The organism is Brevundimonas sp. FG8 (assembly GCF_057808845.1).
Genome location: NZ_JBMDIU010000005.1, coordinates 207902 through 227859, shown reverse-complemented (window position 1 = coordinate 227859; position 19958 = coordinate 207902). Strand labels below are relative to the sequence as shown.

At 64.4% G+C, this 19958-nt stretch carries 15 protein-coding genes and 1 pseudogene; 5 read left to right on the top strand and 11 right to left on the bottom strand.

Annotation, left to right across the window (positions count from 1 at the left end; all coding sequences use genetic code 11):
* Positions 1-23: 23 nt before the first annotated feature.
* Complete coding sequence (locus ACODRV_RS11395; protein ID WP_488908387.1) at positions 24-4715, bottom strand: beta strand repeat-containing protein; 4692 nt, start codon at positions 4713-4715, stop codon at positions 24-26.
* A gap of 437 nt (positions 4716-5152) precedes the next feature.
* Between ACODRV_RS11395 and rplU the strand changes: the two genes are divergently transcribed.
* The 4 genes from rplU (at position 5153) to ACODRV_RS11375 (ending at position 7381) form a co-directional block, all read left to right on the top strand.
* Positions 5153-5656 (top strand): 50S ribosomal protein L21, encoded by a 504-nt coding sequence (gene rplU / locus ACODRV_RS11390; RefSeq protein ID WP_141627810.1) that lies wholly within the window; start codon positions 5153-5155, stop codon positions 5654-5656.
* A 91-nt stretch (positions 5657-5747) separates the two neighbouring features.
* Positions 5748-6035 (top strand): 50S ribosomal protein L27, encoded by a 288-nt coding sequence (rpmA, locus tag ACODRV_RS11385; RefSeq protein WP_141627809.1) that lies wholly within the window; start codon positions 5748-5750, stop codon positions 6033-6035.
* Between the two features lie 165 nt (positions 6036-6200).
* Positions 6201-6734: a GNAT family N-acetyltransferase gene (locus tag ACODRV_RS11380; RefSeq protein WP_141628390.1), complete on the top strand. Its 534-nt coding sequence runs from the start codon at positions 6201-6203 to the stop codon at positions 6732-6734.
* A 113-nt stretch (positions 6735-6847) separates the two neighbouring features.
* Positions 6848-7381 (top strand): hypothetical protein, encoded by a 534-nt coding sequence (locus ACODRV_RS11375; RefSeq protein WP_488908386.1) that lies wholly within the window; start codon positions 6848-6850, stop codon positions 7379-7381.
* A gap of 7 nt (positions 7382-7388) precedes the next feature.
* Here the strand turns inward: ACODRV_RS11375 and ACODRV_RS11370 are convergent, their stop codons facing one another.
* Positions 7389-9050 (bottom strand): IS1595 family transposase, encoded by a 1662-nt coding sequence (locus ACODRV_RS11370; RefSeq protein WP_488908385.1) that lies wholly within the window; start codon positions 9048-9050, stop codon positions 7389-7391.
* A 208-nt stretch (positions 9051-9258) separates the two neighbouring features.
* Here ACODRV_RS11370 and ACODRV_RS11365 point away from each other — a divergent pair, with 208 nt between their 5' ends.
* The gene (locus tag ACODRV_RS11365; RefSeq protein ID WP_488908384.1) at positions 9259-9582 is read left to right on the top strand and encodes a DUF6471 domain-containing protein; all 324 of its coding nucleotides are present in this window, start codon (positions 9259-9261) and stop codon (positions 9580-9582) included.
* Between the two features lie 260 nt (positions 9583-9842).
* Here ACODRV_RS11365 and ACODRV_RS11360 read toward each other — a convergent pair.
* From ACODRV_RS11360 to ACODRV_RS11320, 9 genes and pseudogenes are all read right to left on the bottom strand, one after another.
* A pseudogene (locus ACODRV_RS11360) lies at positions 9843-12662 on the bottom strand (type I restriction endonuclease subunit R); the annotation flags it as partial.
* Positions 12659-13597 carry a GIY-YIG nuclease family protein gene (locus tag ACODRV_RS11355; protein ID WP_488908383.1) on the bottom strand — a complete coding sequence of 313 codons (939 nt, stop codon included), beginning with the start codon at positions 13595-13597 and terminating at the stop codon, positions 12659-12661. The pseudogene ACODRV_RS11360 and the gene ACODRV_RS11355, both read right to left, overlap by 4 nt.
* The gene (locus ACODRV_RS11350) at positions 13594-14562 is read right to left on the bottom strand and encodes a DUF4268 domain-containing protein (protein WP_488908382.1); all 969 of its coding nucleotides are present in this window, start codon (positions 14560-14562) and stop codon (positions 13594-13596) included. Before ACODRV_RS11350 ends, ACODRV_RS11355 begins: the two co-directional genes overlap by 4 nt.
* 66 nt (positions 14563-14628) lie before the next feature.
* On the bottom strand, positions 14629-16542 hold the full coding sequence (locus tag ACODRV_RS11345; protein WP_488908381.1) for a restriction endonuclease subunit S: 1914 nt from the start codon (positions 16540-16542) through the stop codon (positions 14629-14631).
* Positions 16539-16913: a hypothetical protein gene (locus tag ACODRV_RS11340; RefSeq protein ID WP_488908380.1), complete on the bottom strand. Its 375-nt coding sequence runs from the start codon at positions 16911-16913 to the stop codon at positions 16539-16541. The genes ACODRV_RS11345 and ACODRV_RS11340 overlap by 4 nt, the downstream gene beginning before the upstream one ends.
* Positions 16910-18745, bottom strand: coding sequence for a type I restriction-modification system subunit M (locus ACODRV_RS11335; protein WP_488908379.1), 1836 nt, complete (start codon positions 18743-18745; stop codon positions 16910-16912). The genes ACODRV_RS11340 and ACODRV_RS11335 overlap by 4 nt, the downstream gene beginning before the upstream one ends.
* Before the next feature lie 104 nt (positions 18746-18849).
* Positions 18850-19224 carry a hypothetical protein gene (locus ACODRV_RS11330; protein WP_488908378.1) on the bottom strand — a complete coding sequence of 125 codons (375 nt, stop codon included), beginning with the start codon at positions 19222-19224 and terminating at the stop codon, positions 18850-18852.
* Positions 19225-19227: 3 nt separating this feature from the next.
* The gene (locus tag ACODRV_RS11325) at positions 19228-19413 is read right to left on the bottom strand and encodes a hypothetical protein (protein WP_312689779.1); all 186 of its coding nucleotides are present in this window, start codon (positions 19411-19413) and stop codon (positions 19228-19230) included.
* Positions 19410-19877 carry a hypothetical protein gene (locus tag ACODRV_RS11320; RefSeq protein ID WP_488908377.1) on the bottom strand — a complete coding sequence of 156 codons (468 nt, stop codon included), beginning with the start codon at positions 19875-19877 and terminating at the stop codon, positions 19410-19412. The genes ACODRV_RS11325 and ACODRV_RS11320 overlap by 4 nt, the downstream gene beginning before the upstream one ends.
* Between the last annotated feature and the right edge of the window lie 81 nt (positions 19878-19958).

The following is a 19958-nucleotide window of genomic DNA, read 5'->3' as shown; positions in this document are numbered from 1 at the left end:
AGTCGAGCCCTTCCCGATCATTTTCACGCGTTGAAGATCCAGTCGTCCGGTCCTTGATGGCCGAGCAGACCGAAGCCGTCGTTGTGCTCGGTGGCTTCGAACGGCCGTTCGACCATGACGTCGGCAGTCGGACGGTAGAAGTCCACGGGAACGAATTTGACCAGTTCCCCCGGCTGAACCTGCGGTCCTGTTTCGAAGGATTTGAACAGGAAGTCGTCCCCGCCGGTCAGGCCCGGCAGGACCAGCGGCAGGTCCATGTCCGCGGTGGCGGCCACATCCGTCGGGTTGGGTTGCACCAGCGGCGCGTCGGCGTCCTTCAGGAAGCCGCCGTCGTCTTCCACCAGCGCGGGCAGGACCCAGGCGTCTTCATCCATCAGCACTGGCGCGGCGGGCGGCGGGGTCCACTGCGGGGTCAGCACCCGGAAGGTGCCGTCACTGAACGCCAGCCGCTCGATGTTGGTGATGGTGTCCACGCCGTCCCGGCCGCCGACGTTGTCGGTGATGGTCCAGGTCGAGCCCGAAACGAAGGTGACGGTGTAGTCCGAGGCCACGCCGCTCAGCACGGCCGTGTCCAGACCGTCGCCGCCGTTCAGCGTGTCATTGCCCTGACCGCCGGTCAGGATGTCATTGCCCGTGCGCCCGTTGAGAATGTTGTCCAGCGCATTGCCGACGCCGACGAAGTTGGACGACCCGGTGTAGATCAGGTTCTCCACATTGGCGCCCAGCCGATAGCTGGTCAGCGAGGTGCGGATGGTGTCGTTGCCCTGAGCCGCCAGCTCGACGATCGTGTCGTTTGCGTCGACGTAATAGATGTCGTCGCCCTCGCCGCCGTACAGCTCGTTGGCCGCGCCCGAGCCGCCCAGCAGGACGTCGTTGCCCGCTCCGCCGATCAGCACGTCATAGCCCGCGCCGCCGTTCAGGCGGTCGTTGCCGCCGCCGCCGACCATGGTGTTGTTCTCGGCGTTGCCGATGCCGACCACGTCCGCATTGCCGCGGAAGACCAGACGCTCGAGGTTGGCGCCCAGGGTGAAGACGGTGCGGGTGGTCACGACCGTGTCCAGCCCTTCGCTGGCCGCCTCGACCACGGTGTCGTTGGCGTCGACGTAATAGGTGTCATTGCCCGTGCCGCCGTACAGCTCGTTGGCCGTGCCGCTGCCGCCGAACAGGACGTCGTCGCCGCCCAGGCCGATCAGCACGTCATAGCCGTCGCCGCCACGCAGGACGTTGGCGCCGGTCTCGCCGACGATGGTGTCGTTGAAGGCGGTGCCGGTGACGTTCTGGACGCCGCTGATGGTGTCGGTCCCGCCGAAGCCGTCGTTCGGCACGTCGCCGTGGTTCAGGCGGACGTACACGCCGGTCGGGGCGCCCGTATAGGTGACGACATTGACGCCGCCGCCGCCGACGATCGTGTCATTGCCCGCGCCGCCGACGAAGGTGTCGTCGCCCGTGCCGCCGGTCTGGGTGTCATCGCCTCCGGTGCCGACCGAGATGTCTCCGGTGGTCGAGCTTTCACCGTTGATCGTCACGGTCACCGTGGCGGTGTTCCCGTTGGTCAGGGTGTAGGTGAAGGTGTCGGTGGCCGTGTCCACCGAGCCCGAACCCGCGCCCGGCAGGTCGTCGAACTGGCCGTTCGGATCATAGGTGTAGGTGCCGTCGGCGTTGACCGTCAGCAGGGCGCCCGAGGCCAGGGTGATCTGGGTTCCGACATTGGCCGCCGAGCCGTTCACAGCCCCGATGGTCGGAGGCGGGCCGTCGACGTCCTCATCCACGCCCGAACCGTTGTCGGCGAACAGGTCGCCGCTGACCGGCGCGCTTTCGACCGTCGAAACGGCGTCATCAGCCGCGACCGGGGCGTCCTCCACCGCGCTGACGGTGACCGTCGAGCTGACGTTGACCGGGCTGCTGTTGGTCCCGCCGCCGTTGTCCTGAATCGAAACGACCGTGATCGTGCGGTCGCCCTCGGTCGGGTCCTGGTCGGCGTTCACATAGGTGATGGCGTTCAGGATCTGCTGCGCATGCGCGTTCGAGCTGATGCCGACCATGACGATATTGAAGACGCCGGGGGCTCCCGCCGTCACCTGCACCATCACCGCGCCGCCGGGAGCGGGCTGGATGAAGGGGCTGCCCGCGACCATGATGATCGGCACGCCCGAGAGCACCAGCCCCTCGCTTGATCCATCGGCCACGCCGCTGACCTGCAGGGTCAGGGTCAGGTCCTGTCCGGATTCGGGGTTGGTCACCGTGGCGCCCGAGAACAGGCCCACCGGCGCGCTGTCTTCCACGAAGGTCGTGGCTCCGCCGGTCAGGGCCAGGGTCGGGGCGTCATTCACATCCGCGATGGCGGCGGTTCCGGCGCTGGTGACGGTTTCCGTGAAGCCCTGGCCGTCGACATAGCTGACGACCACCCGGACCACGCCGCCCACGTCAGCGTCGCCCAGCGTATAGGTCGCCTGATCGGCCGCGCCGATGGAGACGAAGCCGGAGCCGGTGTCGCGCTGCCAGTCATAATGCAGCGTGCCCAGACCATCGGCGTCGCCGAGGGTCGAGGTGTCGGCCGTCAGGGTTTCGTCCTCGGTCGCCGTGCCGGTGATCGAGACCCCGCCGGTGGCCGGATCATTGACCGCGGAAATGGCGCCGGTGCCGGCGCTGGTGGCCGATTCCACCGTGCCGCCGGCGTCGGTGTAGTAGATCACCACGCGGATCACGCCGCCCACGTCGGCGTCGCCCAGCGTATAGGTCGCCTGATCGGACCCGACGTTGACGTAGCCGCCGCCGGTGTCGCGCTGCCACTGATAGTGCAGGGTTCCGATGCCGTCCGCATCGGCCAGGGTCGATACGGCGGTCAGAACGCCGTCCTCCGCCGCCGTCCCGGTGATCGCGGCGCCGCCGGTGTGCGGATCGTTCGCGGCGGTGACGCTGACGGAGACCGTCTGGGTCGCGCTGGTGCCGCCGTCGCCGTCCGTCAGGACGAGGGTGACCGTGCGGGTCGCGGTGTTCGGCGCGTCCGAGGTGTTGTTGTACTGCAGCGCGCGCACCAGCGCCTGAACGGCGGCCGGGGTGGCGTCGGCGTCAAAGGTGAAGACCAGGTTGGCTCCGCCGGTCCCGCCGGTGAAGGTGCCGATCTGCACGCCGCCGTAGAAGACGGCATTGCCCGAGACGCCGATCTGCCCGGCGCCGTTGCCGATGTTGGCGACGCTCAGCACGTCCTGTCCGGACTGGCCGTTGGCGGTGATCGAGACGGTCAGCGTGCCCGCGTCGAAATTGGCGCTTTCCGCGTCCGCCACGGTGGCGTTGCCGCCCACGTCCAGCCGCACCGGCACATTCTCGGTGTGGGCCGCGACGTCGCCGTTCAGGTTGGCGAAGGTCGGCGCGGTGTTGGACGCCGCCGTGGTGAAGTTCAGCGTGGTGTTGTTGTTGATGCCCGCGAAGACGGCGCCTTCGCTGTCGGCGAAGGTCTCCTGATCCATACGGATGTAATAGTTGGTCAGGCTGGCCAGGGTGACGGACGGGTCGATGGTCCAGGTCGTGCCGGAGCCCGTCACCTGGGCCGAGCTGATGCTGATCGTCTCGATCAGCACGCCGTCGCCGCGATACAGATAGATGTTGCCGTTGCCCTTGGTGACGCTTTCGCTGAACGTCAGGGTGATGTTGGCGCCGGTGGCCACGCCCGTCCCGTTGTCGGACGGCGTCGAGGACACCAGACGCGGCGGCGCGCCGTTCTGGCGGTACAGGACCAGACCGCCGGCGGCCTGGTCGCGATCGACGATGTCCACATCGCCGTCGTTGTCGATGTCCAAAGCCGTCCAGGTGGTCAGCTGCTGGCCGGTCAGGTCCAGGCCCGCGAAGGGCGTGCCCGCCAGGCTGGTGAAGTTGGTGAAGGTCCCGCCGTCATTGCGGAAATAGCCGAAGCCCGTGCCGGCGGTGTTGCCGTTCTGATAGATGGCGTCGGTATCGCCGTCGCTGTCGAAATCGCCGAAGATCATGCGGGCGTCGAAGGAGCCGATGTCCGCCAGCGGATCGGTCGTGCGGGTAAACAACCCGCCGTCGTTGCGATACATCACCTGGGTCGCGCCGCGGTCCAGGATGTCCATGTCGCCGTCGTCATCGACGTCAACGACGAAGGCCGAGGTCGTGAGCTGCAGGCCGGTGAAGTCAACGCCGCTGAAGGGCGTGCCTGCGGCCGCGGCGTTGGTGAAGTTGGTGAAGCTCAACCCGCCGTCATTGCGCAGGAAGCCGATGCCGGCCCCGGCGGTGTTGCCGTTCTGGTAGAGGGCGTCCACGTCGCCGTCGCCGTCGAAGTCGCCCCAGACCATCCGCTGGTCGAATGACCCGGTGTCCGGGATGGGGTCTGCGATCCGGGTGAAGCCGGTGTTGCCGTCATTGCGGAAAAAGGTCGTGGTGCTCGACGTCCGGTCCGCGATGTCCAGATCGCCGTCGCCGTCGAAGTCGAAGACGAAGAAGTTGGCCGGGCTGATCTGACGGCCCGAGAAGTCCACGCCCGCGAAGATCGAGCCGGCGGCGGTGGCGTCCGTGTAGTTGGTGAAGGCGCCGTTGCCGTTGTTCTGCAGGAAGCCGATGCCGGTCCCGGCGGTGTTGCCGTTCTGGTAGAGGATGTCGATATCGCCATCCCCGTCGAAGTCGCCGAAGATCATGCGGCTGTCGAAGGCGCCCGTATCGCCGATGGGATCGGTCACGGTGGTCCAGGTCGTCGGCATGGGTCCCTCCCCAGGACACTGCGCAAAACGCGGTCGATCACGCCCTTTGCGGACGTTAGGTACTCTTACCTAAACCTTAAGTGCCTGAACTAGGCAACCGCAGATTTGACTCGCCTGTTGAAAACGAACCATTTTCATCCGGACGGCGAATTTTGTTCTTTCATTTCATAAAAACTCCCGGTTGTACGTTTCCGTACATAGTCCGCCCGTCGTAGCCTCTCCGACCCGGTTTCCATTATAATGTACGCCGCTCCGAGGCATCCGCCTGGAGCAGGGGGCGCGGTCCAGCGGGGCGTCCCGTGGCCTCCCGCATCGTTTCGGGGTTTTTTCCCCGTCCGCGTTGACTCCGGGGACCCCTTCCGTATATGTCGCCGCTCTTCGCCCGCCGGGGGTCCCCGCGGGCGCTATTCTTTTTGCGTTTACGCTGAGGCTTCAACATGTACGCGGTGATCAAGACCGGCGGAAAACAGTACCGGGTTCAGCCGGGCGACGTCATCGTTGTCGAGAAACTCGACGGCGAAGCCGGCGCGGCCGTCAACTTCGGTGAAGTTCTGATGCTCGGCGGAGACAAGGGCGTGACCCTCGGCGCCCCGCTGATCGAAGGCGCTTCGGTCGCCGCGACGCTGGTCGAAACCCGCAAGGGCGAGAAGATCAAGATCTTCAAGAAGATCCGTCGTCAGGGCTACCGCCGCACCAACGGCCACCGCCAGATGGAATCGGTCCTGCGCATCACCGGCATCGAAGGCGCCGGCGAGACCGCCAAGTGGGAAGGCAAGACCGAGGTTCTGACCAAGGCCGAGATGAACGCTCGCGCCCGTGGCCTGGCCCCGCGTGTTGAAGCCGCCGCTGAGGAAGCCAAGCCGGCCAAGGCCGCCAAGGCTCCGGCCGCGAAGAAGGCCCCGGCCAAGAAGGCCGCCGCCGCTTCGACCGAAGAAGCCTGAGAGTTCAAACCCGCGCCTTCCGGGCGCGACTGTGATAGAATGACGGTACCGGGCGCCTGAGGGCGTCGGGTGCAAACCGAAGAGAGTTACGATGGCTCACAAGAAATCCGGCGGTTCGTCGCGCAACGGTCGCGACTCCGAGTCGAAGCGCCTCGGCGTGAAGAAGTTTGGCGGCGAGCGCGTGCTGGCCGGCAACATCATCGTGCGCCAACGCGGCACCACCTTCCACCCGGGTGACAACATCGGCATGGGTCGCGATCACACGCTGTTCGCCCTGACCCACGGCGCCGTGAAATTCACCAAGAAAGCCAACGGCCGTTGTTACGTGTCGATTCTCGCCGCGAATGACGACGCCCAGCAGGCTGCGGCCGCCGAGTAAGCGATACGGAACACCACCCGGATCGCGTCGGCCCAAGGGCCCCGATCCGGACCAGGGAAATATTCCGCGGGGAGTCTGGATCACCAGGCTCCCCGTTTTCGTTTCCCCGCCTCGAACACCGCCCGAGCCCTCCAAGGAGGCGGTGAGTTCTGAATGAGGCGTGTCATGTGCGTGATCGAACCCTCTCCCGTCGTCGAGACGCGGCGCCTGTCGCTGCGCGCCCCGCAGGCCCAGGACGTGACCCGTCTGGCCGCCCTGGCCAATGACGCCGACATCGCGCGCATGACCCTGCGCATGCCGCATCCCTTCTCGGTCACCGATGCCGAGGCCTTTGTGCTGAACGTTCAGGGGCAGGACCCGGCCAGGTCGCGGACATTCCTGATCGAGCACGAGGATCACGGTCCTGTCGGCGTCATCGGCCTGTTCGAGGACGGTGATGTCGGGCCCGAGGTCGGATACTGGATCGGCCGCCCCTTCTGGGGCCGGGGCTACGCCACCGAGGCGTTGGAGGCGGGACTGGTCTGGGCCAGCCGCAACTGGAAGCGTCGCGCCATGGTCGCCGGCCACTTCGCCGACAACCCCGCCTCCGGCCGCGTGCTGGAGAAGGCCGGCTTCCTGTACACGGGCGAGGTCCGCACCGGCTTCAGCCGCGCGCGCGGGCAGGACGCCCGGACGCGTCGGATGGTGTGGCTGGCGTAAACCGCCGCCGACCTTCTCCCTCCCCGTCCCGGGGAGGTCGGCATTGGGTAGCAAACACACCTAGCGTCGATTTTGGCGTTGAAGCCCCGATATTGGGGTTCTATCGGCATCAGATGGACGAAGAAGCCAAGCTGGCCCTGCGCCTTACCCGGATATACGCAAAGCTGCTGGGAGAGCGCGAGCGGCTCGTGAAGCCGCCGAGGTATGTGACCCGCCTCAAACCGGAGCGGCAGGCATACGAAGCGAATCAAGCCGATCGAGATCAGCGCGTCGTCGAGATTGAGGCCGCCCTGCCTCATTTCGCCTACGTCATCCGGATGCTCGATCCCTTGGTCGATCTCAGCAAGGTGAAGCCGGTTCGGCCCAAGGCGTTGAATAGGGTCGCTATGCCAAACGGCATCTCAGGAACGGCGATGGACATCGTGCGGTCGTCAGATGAACACCTCGCAGTGTCCGAGATCGTGGATATCATGGCCGAGCAATTTGGACTCGACCTCTCCTCGGTTAGCGAGCGGCAGCGCTACTATGACGCCATAAACCAGGCTTTCGCCGGGACCTTCCGAGACGACCTGATCGAACACCCTGGTCATCTGCCGGATAACCCCGGCTGGCGGCGTCGCTGGTCGTGGCGGCATCGGCCTCGCTAAAGCGCCCCTAGCGACGGCGGCGAGTGATGGCGGTAGCCGTCACGGCGGGCCAAGTGGCGACGACCTGATCGCGGAACTGGCGCCGCCGTTCGTGCAAGCCCTTGGTGTAGTCATTGGCGTTCGGCCTAACCAGGTTCATCGGGCTCGCCGTGGCAGTCAGGATGATGCGCTCCATGTCGCGAACATATCCGCACGACTTGAAGCCGAGGACCACATTATCGCGCATCCATTCGGTCAGGTTCTCTTCCACTACAGCACGGTGTTCCTCGGCGGGGGCGGCTTGGAGAAGCCCCTGATCGAACTGGAGAGCCAGCAGCGTTTCGCGAAGCGGCGATCCCCGGATACTTCCCCTTACGTGCTCAAGGAGCCGGCCTCGGATGCCAAAGGTCTCGCCGGTATAGATGTGGGCGGCTCCATCATGCAGCCAAAGCGGCAGGCTGGGCTGCTCGACGAATCCGCTAGCAGCCAGCATCCCGGTCTCGTCACGCGCGAAGAGGGCATACACGCCGGGTCCGTTGGGAACAGCCGTGGGCTCGTTCAGGAACGCCTCGGCACTCAGGAAATTCCATTCTTCCCGCCAAGTCTTGTCGCGCGTCCGGCGGGGCTTGAATTCGACGACCTTGCCGTCCTTGTTGATGAAGTCAGCCCGCCCCCGGCGCGGGGCCGGCTTCCACAAGGCGACGGTGCCATCGGCCTGATGAACAGGCAGAGACCGCTTACGCCCCTGGAAATAGCCAGCAAGGGGAGAACGCCGGGACTTGCTCATCCAAGCCATCAGTTCAGTGAAGGCCTGGCCGACGGCCTTCTTACCCTTGAGCAGGGTCCACGCGGCTTCGGCGGCATAGAGGTCGAGGTAGTTCTGGGCAATGTGCCGGTGCGTTCGCCCCAGCACGCGCATAAGCGCCCAAAGCGTTTCGATCGCATTGGTGCAAGCTTCGGGGGTGTAATAGGCCAGCTTGTGATTGATCTGAAAAAGGCAGTAGCGACCGCGCATCGGCTTGAAGCCGGATTCCATGTCGGTGAACACGTTTGCCCCTGGAGCGATTGCTTCGCAGAGAAACGGACGGGCGTGGGCCTCCTCCTTCACCACACAGGTGCGGATTGAGCCATCTCGCTGACGTGCGCCAACCACTGCGAACGCGCGGTCATTGGCGCGATAAGGAATCTTTCGCAGGTCCTTCTGGGTCTTCTTAACGTTCTTAGGCCGGACGTTTCCGCCATGATAGGAGGCGTCAACCTCGACGTCGCCACTGAGTTGTTGAAGGCTGGCGTGGTGCGCGATCGCCTCTCGCAGCTTATGCACCCACAGCAGCACGGTTTTGTAGTTCAGCCGCAGTTGGCGAGCGAGGGTCCGTGCCGGCACGGCCTGGCGGTTGTCGGCAAACACCGAGATGACGAGCATCAGCTTTCGAAAGCCGAGTTTCCGATATGCCCAAGGGGTGCCGCTGGTGTCGGAGAACTGCCGGAAGCACTTTTTGCACGTGTAGATGCGGCGACGCTTGTGGGTGTTGACGGCGTCCGAGCCACAGTGCCCGCACGTCGGGCGGCCCCCGTGTTCACTCCAACGAAACCGCTGAAACTGGACGCGCGCTTCTTCTTCCGTCCATGTGGCGACGTCGAAGGGCATCAAGGCGAGAGCCTGGCCGCTATCGTCGACAGGAAATTCCAACTGCGTCCCGGTGCGATTAAAGTCGCACATACGCGATACTTGTCGCGTTGGAGGCCGTCAAGAATTTTATCGCATAAGTGCGATGTTAACGCCGCTTATGCGACTTTATGGGTGCCGCAGCCATTAACGTGCGTGCGAATGTCGCAAATTCAGTGCGTGTCGCGGCGATTTCTGTTGAACCACGGCTCGGCCGATATACCTTCCCGCCATGACGAACCAGCCCGCTGAACTAAAGCCCGCCGCCCTGAGCGACGAGGATTGGCGTGACGCCGCAAAACGGGTCATCAAGGTCGAATTGAAGCGGCGTGGTGTGACCTACGCAGACCTGTCCCAATTGCTGGCCGAAATCGGCGTCGAAGAAAGCGAAACCAGCATCCGCAATAAGGTCAGCCGGGGCACCTTTTCGTTCGTGTTCGCCTTGCAGACCATGAAGGCGATTGGGGTCGAACTGATCCCCTTCAAGCCCGACGTGACGTTCACCTCGCAACTGCCGCCTGAGTTGTTGGCCCGGATGCAGCGAGATCAGGGTTAGTCGCGATCCCGCAACGCTTCGTATAGCTGCCCCGGCCCAAGCAGCACGTCCTTCATGTCATCGCGCACCCGCTGGGAGTCCAAGGCCTGCTTGCTCATGGCCTGATGGGCTGCCAGCGCGTCCATGATGGCGTTCATCATCTCGTCGCGCAGGGTGGGCGAGTTGGCGAACTGCGCTTTGGTGTTGTTGCGGGCCTGGGTCGCTAGTTCCTCGGACTCCAGCAGCTTCCCCTTAATGACGTCGTTGACGTAGACCAGCTTGTCGTCATCAGTCAGATCGCCCTCGAAAAGGTCGTTCACTTTGGCGATGATCTCGTCGAGAAGCGCCTTTTCCTTCTCGTGGATGCCGCCCGATCCCAGTTCAGCCACACCGCTAAGTTTGGGGGCATCACCCGTCGGATAGAGCAGGTCGCGTTGCCCTTCGTCTCTGAGGGAATGGTGGGTCATGCGGACCCCAGTCAGATCGACGCCTTCACGCTCACGCCCGAACGCGAGAAGCGGCAGCAGACGGCGATAGAAAATCGCCCGCTTCTCCAGGTCGGTGCTGCCGTAGTCGACGATCTGAGACAGGAAGCTGTAAAGGCGCAGGAATCCGGCCATATCGGCCTTGAACATGTCCAAGGCGGACATGTGGTCCAGAGCCTCGGCCATGCCGCGCTCATCGCCTCGGGATTGCGCCGTCTGATGCGCCTGCTTGGCGGCTGCGAACACCTTCAGCAGACGATCCGCCACGGGCTCGATGGCTGCGATCAACTCCGACTGTTTGGCGTTCGGATCGAGTTCAACCCGCACCACCCGCTCGACCTCGAAGTCATCGTAGTGCCCGGCGGCATCCAGCTTGGCCCTGATGTCGAAGATCAGGTTGGGGTCGGTCGCCGCCTCCAGTTCTGCGGTCTCGTGGTAGGTCTGGAAGGCTTTCAGCACCTCGTCGGAACTGTTCACGAAATCGAGGATGTAGGTGGTGTCCTTGCCGGGATGAGCGCGGTTTAGGCGCGACAGCGTCTGCACCGCCTGGATGCCAGCTAGCCGCCGGTCCACATACATCCCGCACAGCAGGGGCTGGTCGAAGCCGGTTTGGTATTTGTTAGCGACCAGAAGCAGGTGGTAGTCGGGTCCGGCAAAGGCGTCGCGGATGTCGCGACCCTTCAGACCGGGGTTCAATTCCTTGCTGGTCTCGGTGAACGGTTCGGAACCGGACTCCTTGTCGTTCACCTCGCCCGAGAAGGCTACCAGGGTGCCGAGCCGGTAACCCTTGTCGGCGATGTAGCGGTTGATCGCCAACTGCCAGCGCACGGCCTCCTGCCGACTGCCCAGCACCACCATCGCCTTGGCCTTGCCGTCCAGCAGTGGCTGCACGTTCTCGCGGTAGTGCTCCACCACGATCTGGACCTTCTGGCTTATGTTGTAGGGGTGCAGCCGCACCCAGCGCATGATCGCCTTTCCGGCGGCGTCGCGTTCGACCTCCTTGTCGTCCCAGTCGCGCCCGTTGTGGGCAAGCCGAAACGCCAGTCGGTAGGGCGTGTAGTTCTTCAGAACGTCGAGGATGAAACCTTCCTCGATCGCCTGCCGCATCGAGTAGACGTGGAAGGGGGCGGGCAGCCCATCAGGGCCGGGTCGTCCAAAGAGTTCGATGGTCTTGGCCTTGGGAGTCGCGGTGAAGGCGACGTAGGTGATTCCCTTGTCGCTGGCGCGCCCGGTGATCTTGGCGGCCAGGATGTCTTCGTTGGACACCTCGCCACCGTCGGCCAGCGCCGCCGCTTCCTCGGCCGACAGCATCTCCTTCAGCTTGGCCGCTGCCTCACCGGTCTGGCTGGAGTGGGCTTCATCGGCGATGACGGCGAAAGCCTTACCTTCGGTCGCGGCCAGGTCTCGCACAGCCTCGATCGCGAAGGGGAAGGTCTGGATGGTGCAGACGATGACCTTCTTGCCGGCCGCCAGGGCCTTGGCCAGCTGACCGCTCTTGGACCCGCTCTCGCTCTTGATGGTCTCGACCACGCCCTGGACGCGCTGGAAGTCGAACAGGGCTTCCTGAAGCTGGCTGTCGATGACATTGCGGTCCGAGACGACGATCACGCTGCTGAACAGTTTGTTGTCGTCAGCGTCGTGCAGCTCGGATAGGAAATGCGCCGACCAGGCGATTGAGTTGGTCTTCCCGGACCCCGCCGAATGCTGGATCAGGAACCGTCCGCCGGGGCCTTCCTTGAGCACCTCGGCCGCCAGTTTCCGCGTGCCGTCGAGTTGGTGGTAGCGCGGGAAGATGACGCTGGTGATCAGCTTCTTGGGGTCCCGCCGGGTCACCATGTAGCGGCCCAGAATTTCGAGCCAGCTATCGCGGTGCCAGATCTCTTCCCACAGGTAGGCTGTGGGATGTCCCGCGCCGTCTGACGGGTTGCCCTTGCCGCCGTGATCGCCCCGATTGAACGGGAGAAACCGTGTGGCCGGTCCTTCCAGCCGCGTTGTCATCTCGACCTCGCGGTTGCTGACCGCGAAGTGGACCATCGCACCGCCGGGGAAGCCGAGCAGAGGTTCGACCGGGCCGCCTTTGGTCCGAGGCAGCCGGTCGAAGCGATACTGATCGACGGCGTCGCGGACGCTCTGGGTGAAGTCGGTCTTCAGTTCCACCGTCGCGACCGGCACACCGTTCAGATAGAGCACCAGGTCGATGCAGTTCTCGTTGGCGGTCGAGTAGCGCACCTGTCGGACCACCCGCAGCCGGTTCGCCTCGTAGCGCCGGGTGATCTCGGGGTTCATCCCCATGGCGGGACGGAACTGCGCCATCGCCAGGCGACGGCGCGCGCCCACGATGTCGAGCCCATTGCGCAGCACGTCCAGCACGCCACGCTCGTCCAGCGATTTGCGCAGCCGGTCGGCGAGGACGTCGGCGGCAGCGGCTCCATGCGTCTTGGACAAGGCCGCCCAGGCCTCGGGCTGGGTCTGTTCCACCCAAGCCGCCAAGTCCGGGGTGAACAACGCGCGCCGACGGTCGTGGTGGACGTAGTCGCCGGCGTCGTGGAGCCAGCCGTGAGCAGCGAGATGCTCACAGACCTCGGTTTCGAAGCCGATTTCTTTGTGAAGGCTCATAAGCCGGCCTTCCCAGTCAACACCTCTAGATGCTGTGCTTCCCACTCCTTGTAGGTCGCTCCACCGCCTTCCAACCGCCACTCAAGGGTGCCGTTCGCAGGCCGTCCATTCACCACGGCGGCGGCGGCGCTAGGACTTTTGAACGCGTAGTCTTTGGTGAACTCGCAGGCTCCGCCGCGGGTCGCCAGCACACCCATTCGCTGGAGTTCATCGCGCAGGAGAGCATAGCCGCTCGTTTCCGTATTTCGGCCCTCCCAACTCGCTCGTGCGAGCGATCCCGCCTGAACGATGAAGTCGCCATCGTCGAGCACAGCCGTCGCCCGCAGCTTATGCTTTCTGTTCACCAGCTCGAAGCGAGTTGGGCTCGTGCCCGACGTCTCGACGGGGCCCTGGCGGGCGGGCCGCGTCGCCTGAAGGAACATGTCTATCCGCAGGGCCGGCAACACCATGAAGAGGTAGTCGAGAAACGCCTCCATGTTTGCTCGGGCAGCCTCGGACAGGCCAGGTCGAGGAGGGGTGTTGCCGTTGTCCAGCGCCACGCGGCCGACGAGGCGCGCTTGTTCGACAAGACGCGCTTCCAGATACTTTGCGTGCGCCTTGTGCAGGTTGTTGGCCGCTGAAGTCACCAGCACCACGGTGGTCCACCAGTCCTTGCGGGTATCGTGGCTGCGGATGCGGTCGCTGATGTCCTCGCCCTCGCCGACGTAGGCGCGCGGTTCTCCCTCATATTCGCCGAGCAGCAGATACACGCCCGTGTAGCCAGCCTCCTTGCGACTTAGAGCGGCCGCCAGTTGAGTTCGAGGCGCCATTAGGACGTGGCCCGTCCAGTTGAACACCTCGGCCGTCAGCATGCCGTCGGGGCGGCCGTCGATGAAATAGAGTTCCAGCGAGCGGCCGGCCGTCGCTCCGCCAGAGCCGGGCACGAGGACGCTCATTCCGGCGCCTCGTAGCCCAGCTTGAGGGATTTCAGGTGTGGCTGGAGCGCCTTGTGCAGCCGGTTCATGGTATCGACCTGCTGGGTCTGAATGGTGTCCCACTCGTCCTCGGGGGCGCGATAGCCGCCGGCAGTGACACGCGCCCGGATGCGGCTGGCGCGACCGTCGTCGAGCCGCTCCCAACTCAGGGGGCCGCCGAAGGCCTGCTCGATCTCCTCGCGCCGGGCGAAGAGCTGGTCAAAGATCGACTTGTTCTCGGCCTCCGAGCCCTTGCCTCGGTCGATGTAGAGTTCGGCGCCGCAGTCCTGCTGCGTGATGACGTAGTTCAGCGGCAGGCCCCGCACGCCGGAGGTTACGCCGATCCAGGTCGACGGACCCGGCGTGATGTGGCTGTGCAGCTTGGCGTCGGGCCGGGCGACTAGGCGTGCCCACCAGTTCTGGCGCACGTCATGCCGCTCGGCGAACTCGCGCTTGCTGCGCGAGACGGCGGCCGTCTCGGCTGATGGACCGACGATCAGCGTCAGCAGCGGCGCCGGTGGCGATACGCCGATCCGCACCGCCTCAACCTTCACCAGGTAGAAGTCCGAACTGCTCGACTCGTTGAGCCAGGCGACCACCGAGACGTGCTCGGGCCGGGGTTCGGCGACGATCCAGATCGCCGTCTGGGCCTCCATGGCGACCATGTAGGTCAGCACCTTGCCCAGATGGTCGTGGTTCGACTTCTCCAACTGGTTCTCGATGATGACCTTGCCGCCGCTCTCACGCTCGGCGACAAGGTCGATGCTGAAGCTGCCGGCCGCCTGCTCGCGCTCGACGTTGACCAGCGACAAGCCCAGCGCCTCGTTCAGGACGTCGATGTTGTCCTGGAGCCAGCGCGTGAAGTCATAGGCCTCGTGCCGCCACACCTCGCGCAGGGCGACGCGTTCCAGCTTCCCGATTCCAGGCACGGCGGCCAGTTCATTCACGGCGATCCCCCTCAACTCCCGCACTAACCTACGGAATCGCCGCGTATCAGCACAACCCCAACGGAGTCAGAGCAGTGCGCCGGATTTGGTGCGAGGTCCACGACCCGTGGGCATCATGCCGTGGCGACTCATCCAGCCGAGGTAGTTGCGCAGGTCCGCCTTGGTGAACTTGTCGCGCTTCTCGGCGTGCCAGTCGTTCAGGACGCCGTCGATGACGGCGTCCTCCGTGGGCGTCTTTCCATCGATCAGTATGTCGTTCCAGACGGCGTAGAGGGTGGCGACGGCCTCGACGCCCTTGGACTCCAGTTTCCCGAGATCGGCCAGCATCTTGTCGAAGGCGGCGCGGCGGTCGCCCAGCAGCGCGTCGAGTTCGGGGCGTAGCGCGTCCCGCTGTCCGGTCAGCTGGTAGTGAACTTGGCTGTTCGGACCGCCCGGCTGGCTGGTGGCGACGTGCCCGACCCGCGCCAGTTCAGCCTCGACCTCGCTCATCAGGGCACCGTCGAAGGGACCGGCGGCCATGCGCTGTGGCTGGCCCCGAAGTTCCCATATCCCGGCGTGGGCCTCGGCTAGATACATCCGCTTGGCGGACGTCATCCGACTTGAGGCGGGTGTGTCGGCGACGAGTTCGAGGACCGCCGCTCCAACGAGTCGACGAGCGGTTGGCCGATCGCACCTAATGTCGATCTTGCCGGAGACAGCGGCTGAGATGAGAGCGGCGCGTCGTTCTTCAAGCAAAGCGATGGTCTCGTGACCAACCTCTATCAAGCGCTCCCACTTAGAAATCTGGTTCTCAATGTGCCCCAAGATCGCCTTCACCTCGTCGGGCCCCGGCAAGGCGACGCGCATGTCTTTGAATTCGTCCCAATACAGTCGAAGACGGAAGTCCGTGACTCCTCGCGATCGGCGTCTCATCTCCTCGATGGCTTTTGGAGTTCGCAAGAGCAGTTCGACGAACTTGGCAACCTCCGGGCGGGCTGGGCGAGCAACTACATAGGCCGGGCTGACTGCGCCCAAGACTTTGACTGTCCCGAAGCCCCCCTGCCACGCTCGCATCATGTTGTAGACAAGGTCATTAGGTTCGACGCGCTTATACTTAGACCTGTCCTCGCTGCGCGTGATCTTTCTGTCAGCCTCGTCCGGATCAGCTTCATCGTCCGAGACCCCGTGATGTATGGAGACACTAAGCACTGGAAGGCTGTCGTCACCCGAGTCACTGACCTCCCGGAACAAATTCGCTATTCGCAAGACCTTCCAGTGCGATGGGACCATGCTGAGCCATTCGACGCCGGAGTCCTTCATGGGAGCGGCCGGGTCGAGGCCCTTGGTGACGGCCTGGGAGGTCACAGCTTGGCGCTTCTCCTTCAGCAGGTCGATCAGCCGCTGCTGCGCCTTCACCAGCGCGTCGATCTTGCCCGTCTCGCGGTCGAGGAACGCGGCGATGGCTGTCTGCTCTTCCAGCGGAGGAAACGGCACGACAAGGTTATCCACCGCATATTGGCCGAGCCCCACGCGGGTCAGCCCATTGGCGCGGACCGCCGCGCACGACTTCGCGTAGTGCGAGTCGAAGTAGCGCTTCAGAAACGCACCGCTGGTGCCCCCCTTGGGGCGGATTATCGAGAGGTGGTAGCCGCAGACCACCCCAGGCAGATCATCAGGGACGTAGGCCGACACGGCGATGTCGTCGGCCGTTTCGGAATCCTTGGTGATGATGACGTCGCCGGCGCGAAGAGAAAATTTCTCGATCTGCTCCGCACTCGCCGTGGCCGCCATCAGCCCATCAGCGTCAGCGATGACATCCTTGTAGTAGACGTCGGTATAGTTGCAGAGCCGCACCGGCAGTTCGCCCTCGTGGCTCTTCTTGTCGACGTTGCTCGGGTATGCGTGGGCGACCTGCTTGAGGCGTCGGACCTCCCAGTGGCTGGGCAGCGCTCCGAGCCATACGTCACCGCTGTCGCGGTATTCGGGATACGGCCAGCTCACGCGCCAGACCCTGACCCGGCGACTTCCGCGACGACCCGCGCAGCCTGCCAAAGGTCTTTCACCTTGAAGCAGACGAGGTCGGTATCCTTGAAGGCAGGTTCACCAAACAGGTCGTGGTTCGGCTGGCTGACGTGGAAGTCGGCGTGCGCGTAACGGCGGCTGTCGATGTCGGCGAGCCGATGCTTTCGCACTGAATCGGCGCGGACCCAGAGATTCTGAAATCGCACGGTCCGGGGCTCGAAGCCAATCGGCGCGGCCTGGGCCGTGACGTAGCGCAGGGCGTGCTTGGCATGCCCGGCGGGCGATGCGGAAACCGACGGATGGCTGTCGAGCAGCGCCAGGATGGCGGCCCTGAGATCGGCGCCCGTCATGCCGCCAGCCCCTCGATCATCATTTTGATGCGGTCGGTAACTTCTCGCAGATCAGCGTCGATCTCGGCTAGGTCACGTGGCGGCTCGAACACGTAGAAGTGCCGGTTGAACGGGATTTCGTAGCCGACCTTGGTCTTCGTATCGTCGATCCAGGCGTCCGGCGCGTGGGGCTTAACCTCTCGCTCGAAATAGGCCTCGACCGCTTCGTTTAACGGCACGTTCTCAGTGTCCCGTAGCGCGCTGTCTGCGACCGGCTTGCCCTTGTGCTTGCCCTTCTGTCCCAAGATCGCCCGACCCTGATCGTCCAGCGCGGGTCGCTCGACGGTGATGGCCCGGTAGCCAAATTCCGTGTTGTCGAAGATCAGCGACAGCGGACGCAGCTTGACCTTGCCGGCCTCGGGCGCCGGCGGGGGCGCGTCGCCCTCGACCACGATCTCGCGGCCAACCTCTTTGCCGTTCGCGTCGAATAGAGTCGCCAGTTGCGCCGGATCGAAGGCGCCGAACAGGCGCGTAACCCTGCCGATGTGATCGTTCGACATCTTCCGCCGCTTGGAGCCGAGCGACTTGGGCATCTTTTGCCAGAAGCCCGAAGCGTCGATCAGTTGCAGCTTGCCTCGGCGCGCCGCCGGCTTCCGGTTCGACACGATCCAGACGTAGGTGGCGATGCCGGTGTTGTAGAACATGTCGGTCGGTAGGGCGACGATCGCCTCGACCAGGTCGTTCTCCAACAGGTAGCGCCTGATCTCGCTCTCTCCCGATCCGGCGCCGCCGGTGAACAGGGGCGAGCCGTTCAGGACGATGCCGAACCGGCTGCCGCCCTCCTTGGCGGGCCGCATCTTGGACAGCAGGTGCATCAGGAACAGCAGCGAGCCGTCCGATACGCGCGGCAGTCCGGGACCGAACCGGCCGCTATGGCCTTGCTGCTCGTGCTCGGCGCGCACGACTTTCTCTACCTTCTTCCACTCCACCCCGAAGGGCGGATTGGACAGCATGTAGTCGAACTTGCGCCCCGGATGGCCGTCGTCTGAGAGGGTGTTGCCGAAGATAATGGCGCCGACGTCCTGACCCTTGATCAGCATGTCGGCCTTGCAGATGGCGTAGGACTCCGGGTTCAGTTCTTGACCGAACAGGCTCACCCGCGCGCCGGGGCTATGCTCGACGAGGTATTCCTCGGCTACGGATAGCATTCCGCCCGTGCCGACCGTGGGGTCGTATATCGACCGCACCACTCCCGGCTTCGACAGGACGTCATCGTCCTCGATGAAAATCAGGCTGACCATCAGCCGGATCACCTCGCGCGGGGTGAAGTGCTCCCCGGCGGTTTCATTCGACAGTTCGGCGAAACGACGGATCAGTTCCTCGAAGGCGAGGCCCATCTGATGGTTGTCGATCGCCTTGGGGTGCAGGTCGATCCGCGCGAACCGCTCGGTCACCTGGTAGAGCAACCCGGCCTTGGCGAGCCGGTCGACCTGGGCGGTGAACTCGAAACGCTCGAAGATGTCCCGGACCTCGGGCGAGAAGCCTTGGATATAGGCGTAGAGGTTGGCGGCGATGTTGTCGGCGTCGCCGACCAGCCGCCCCATGTCCATCGGCGAGGTGTTGTAGAAGGACAGGCCGGCCGCGCGCTTCAGGAAGGCGTCGGGGTTCAAGCCGTCGGCCTTGCGCTTCGCGTCCTCAGCCAGGACGGCCGCCTTGGTCGGCTCCAGCACGCAGTCCAGCCGGCGCAGCACTGTGAACGGCAAGATCACCTTGCCGTAGTCCGACTGCTTGTAGTCGCCCCGCAGCAGGTCCGCGACGGACCAGATGAAGGCCGACAGAGACTGATGGTTCATGCGTTACTACCCCTCGGCGGCGAGGGATAGCACAGGGAAAGGTGGAAACGGCAAGAAGGTGAGACCTACGGCCGGGGGTGGTCGGCTTCGATATTCCTTTCTGATCAATGGGGCGTGGGCGCGGCGTAGGCTTTCAGGAAGTCCGCCATCGTCAGGGCCTCCAGCATCGATCCCAGCGTGACAAAGATAGCGATGCTCCACGTCGCGGCGCCGGCAGGGATTGCCCATTCGGCCTCGACCGCCTCGGCCGGAACCTCCTCCGGGTTGGAGTGCCGAAGATGGTCCAGAAGGTCGCCTTGGACGCCACCACCGAACCACGCAGCCTGCTTCTCAGTCGTGCAGCCGTCGATGCGAAGCACGACGATGACCCAGCCATCCTCAATCGGCCGGGTCCCGACGAACACCTCCAGCGCGCCCGGCGGGCCGGGGCAGTTGAGGAGATGATCAGCCAGTCGATGCCGCGAGATGTCGCGACGCATGTCCTACTTCATCCAGGCGACGGACTTGATCATGGCGCGCGCCACGGCGGCCGGTTCGGCGGCGGTCGCGATAACGCGACCATCGCACAGACCGATGAAGCCATGGCCGTCGTAGGCGTGAGCGACCTCGTAGAACCGTCGGCCGCGCGTGAACCGGATCGGACCCGCCTTAAACCGTTGAATTTTCATAGCGTGACTTCCCAGCGTTGGGCCATGCCCTCCATGGCGATGGGCTTCAGCACGCCACGACCACGTTGAGACCGCAGGCAGGCGCGAACGCGCTTCAGCATGATATTGAACAGGTCCCGATCATCGACCGGCAGCGCGCGTCTCACCATCAGGTGTTCGGTGAGTTCGCGCGGCGTTAGAGGATCGGGGCTTTCTCTCAAGGCGTCGAGGATGATGCTGGTGACCTCGCCCTGAGCCGAAGGCTCGCGGATCGGCACATACTTGGCCTTAATCCGCCCGATTTCGATCGTCGGGTCGAAGATGCGAATGGCCCCCTCAATGTGGGCCAAGTCGGTTGTCAGCCGATGCACCTCGGCCTTGGCGCGACCGATGAGGCCAGCTACCTCGGCATACTTCCGTGTCAGCGCATGAAGCGCTTGTGCATGATCCGCACCTGGCGGAACGACGCTTTGCTGTTTGGGCATATCTCCTAACCTGCTGTGGGACCGCCGTCCCTTCCACGACATCGGCGATCCACTCTTACTGGCTGGAGTCTACATAACCCT

Coding starts and splice junctions, on each gene's coding strand:
- ACODRV_RS11335 (WP_488908379.1), bottom strand. CDS start 18,745: ATGAACCATCAGTCTCTGTCGGCCTTCATCTGGTCCGTCGCGGACCTG.
- rpmA (WP_141627809.1), top strand. CDS start 5,748: ATGGCTCACAAGAAATCCGGCGGTTCGTCGCGCAACGGTCGCGACTCC.
- ACODRV_RS11355 (WP_488908383.1), bottom strand. CDS start 13,597: ATGAGCGTCCTCGTGCCCGGCTCTGGCGGAGCGACGGCCGGCCGCTCG.
- ACODRV_RS11340 (WP_488908380.1), bottom strand. CDS start 16,913: ATGACGGGCGCCGATCTCAGGGCCGCCATCCTGGCGCTGCTCGACAGC.
- ACODRV_RS11325 (WP_312689779.1), bottom strand. CDS start 19,413: ATGAAAATTCAACGGTTTAAGGCGGGTCCGATCCGGTTCACGCGCGGC.
- ACODRV_RS11375 (WP_488908386.1), top strand. CDS start 6,848: ATGGACGAAGAAGCCAAGCTGGCCCTGCGCCTTACCCGGATATACGCA.
- ACODRV_RS11330 (WP_488908378.1), bottom strand. CDS start 19,224: ATGCGTCGCGACATCTCGCGGCATCGACTGGCTGATCATCTCCTCAAC.
- ACODRV_RS11365 (WP_488908384.1), top strand. CDS start 9,259: ATGACGAACCAGCCCGCTGAACTAAAGCCCGCCGCCCTGAGCGACGAG.
- ACODRV_RS11380 (WP_141628390.1), top strand. CDS start 6,201: ATGTGCGTGATCGAACCCTCTCCCGTCGTCGAGACGCGGCGCCTGTCG.
- ACODRV_RS11395 (WP_488908387.1), bottom strand. CDS start 4,715: ATGCCGACGACCTGGACCACCGTGACCGATCCCATCGGCGATACGGGC.
- ACODRV_RS11320 (WP_488908377.1), bottom strand. CDS start 19,877: ATGCCCAAACAGCAAAGCGTCGTTCCGCCAGGTGCGGATCATGCACAA.
- rplU (WP_141627810.1), top strand. CDS start 5,153: ATGTACGCGGTGATCAAGACCGGCGGAAAACAGTACCGGGTTCAGCCG.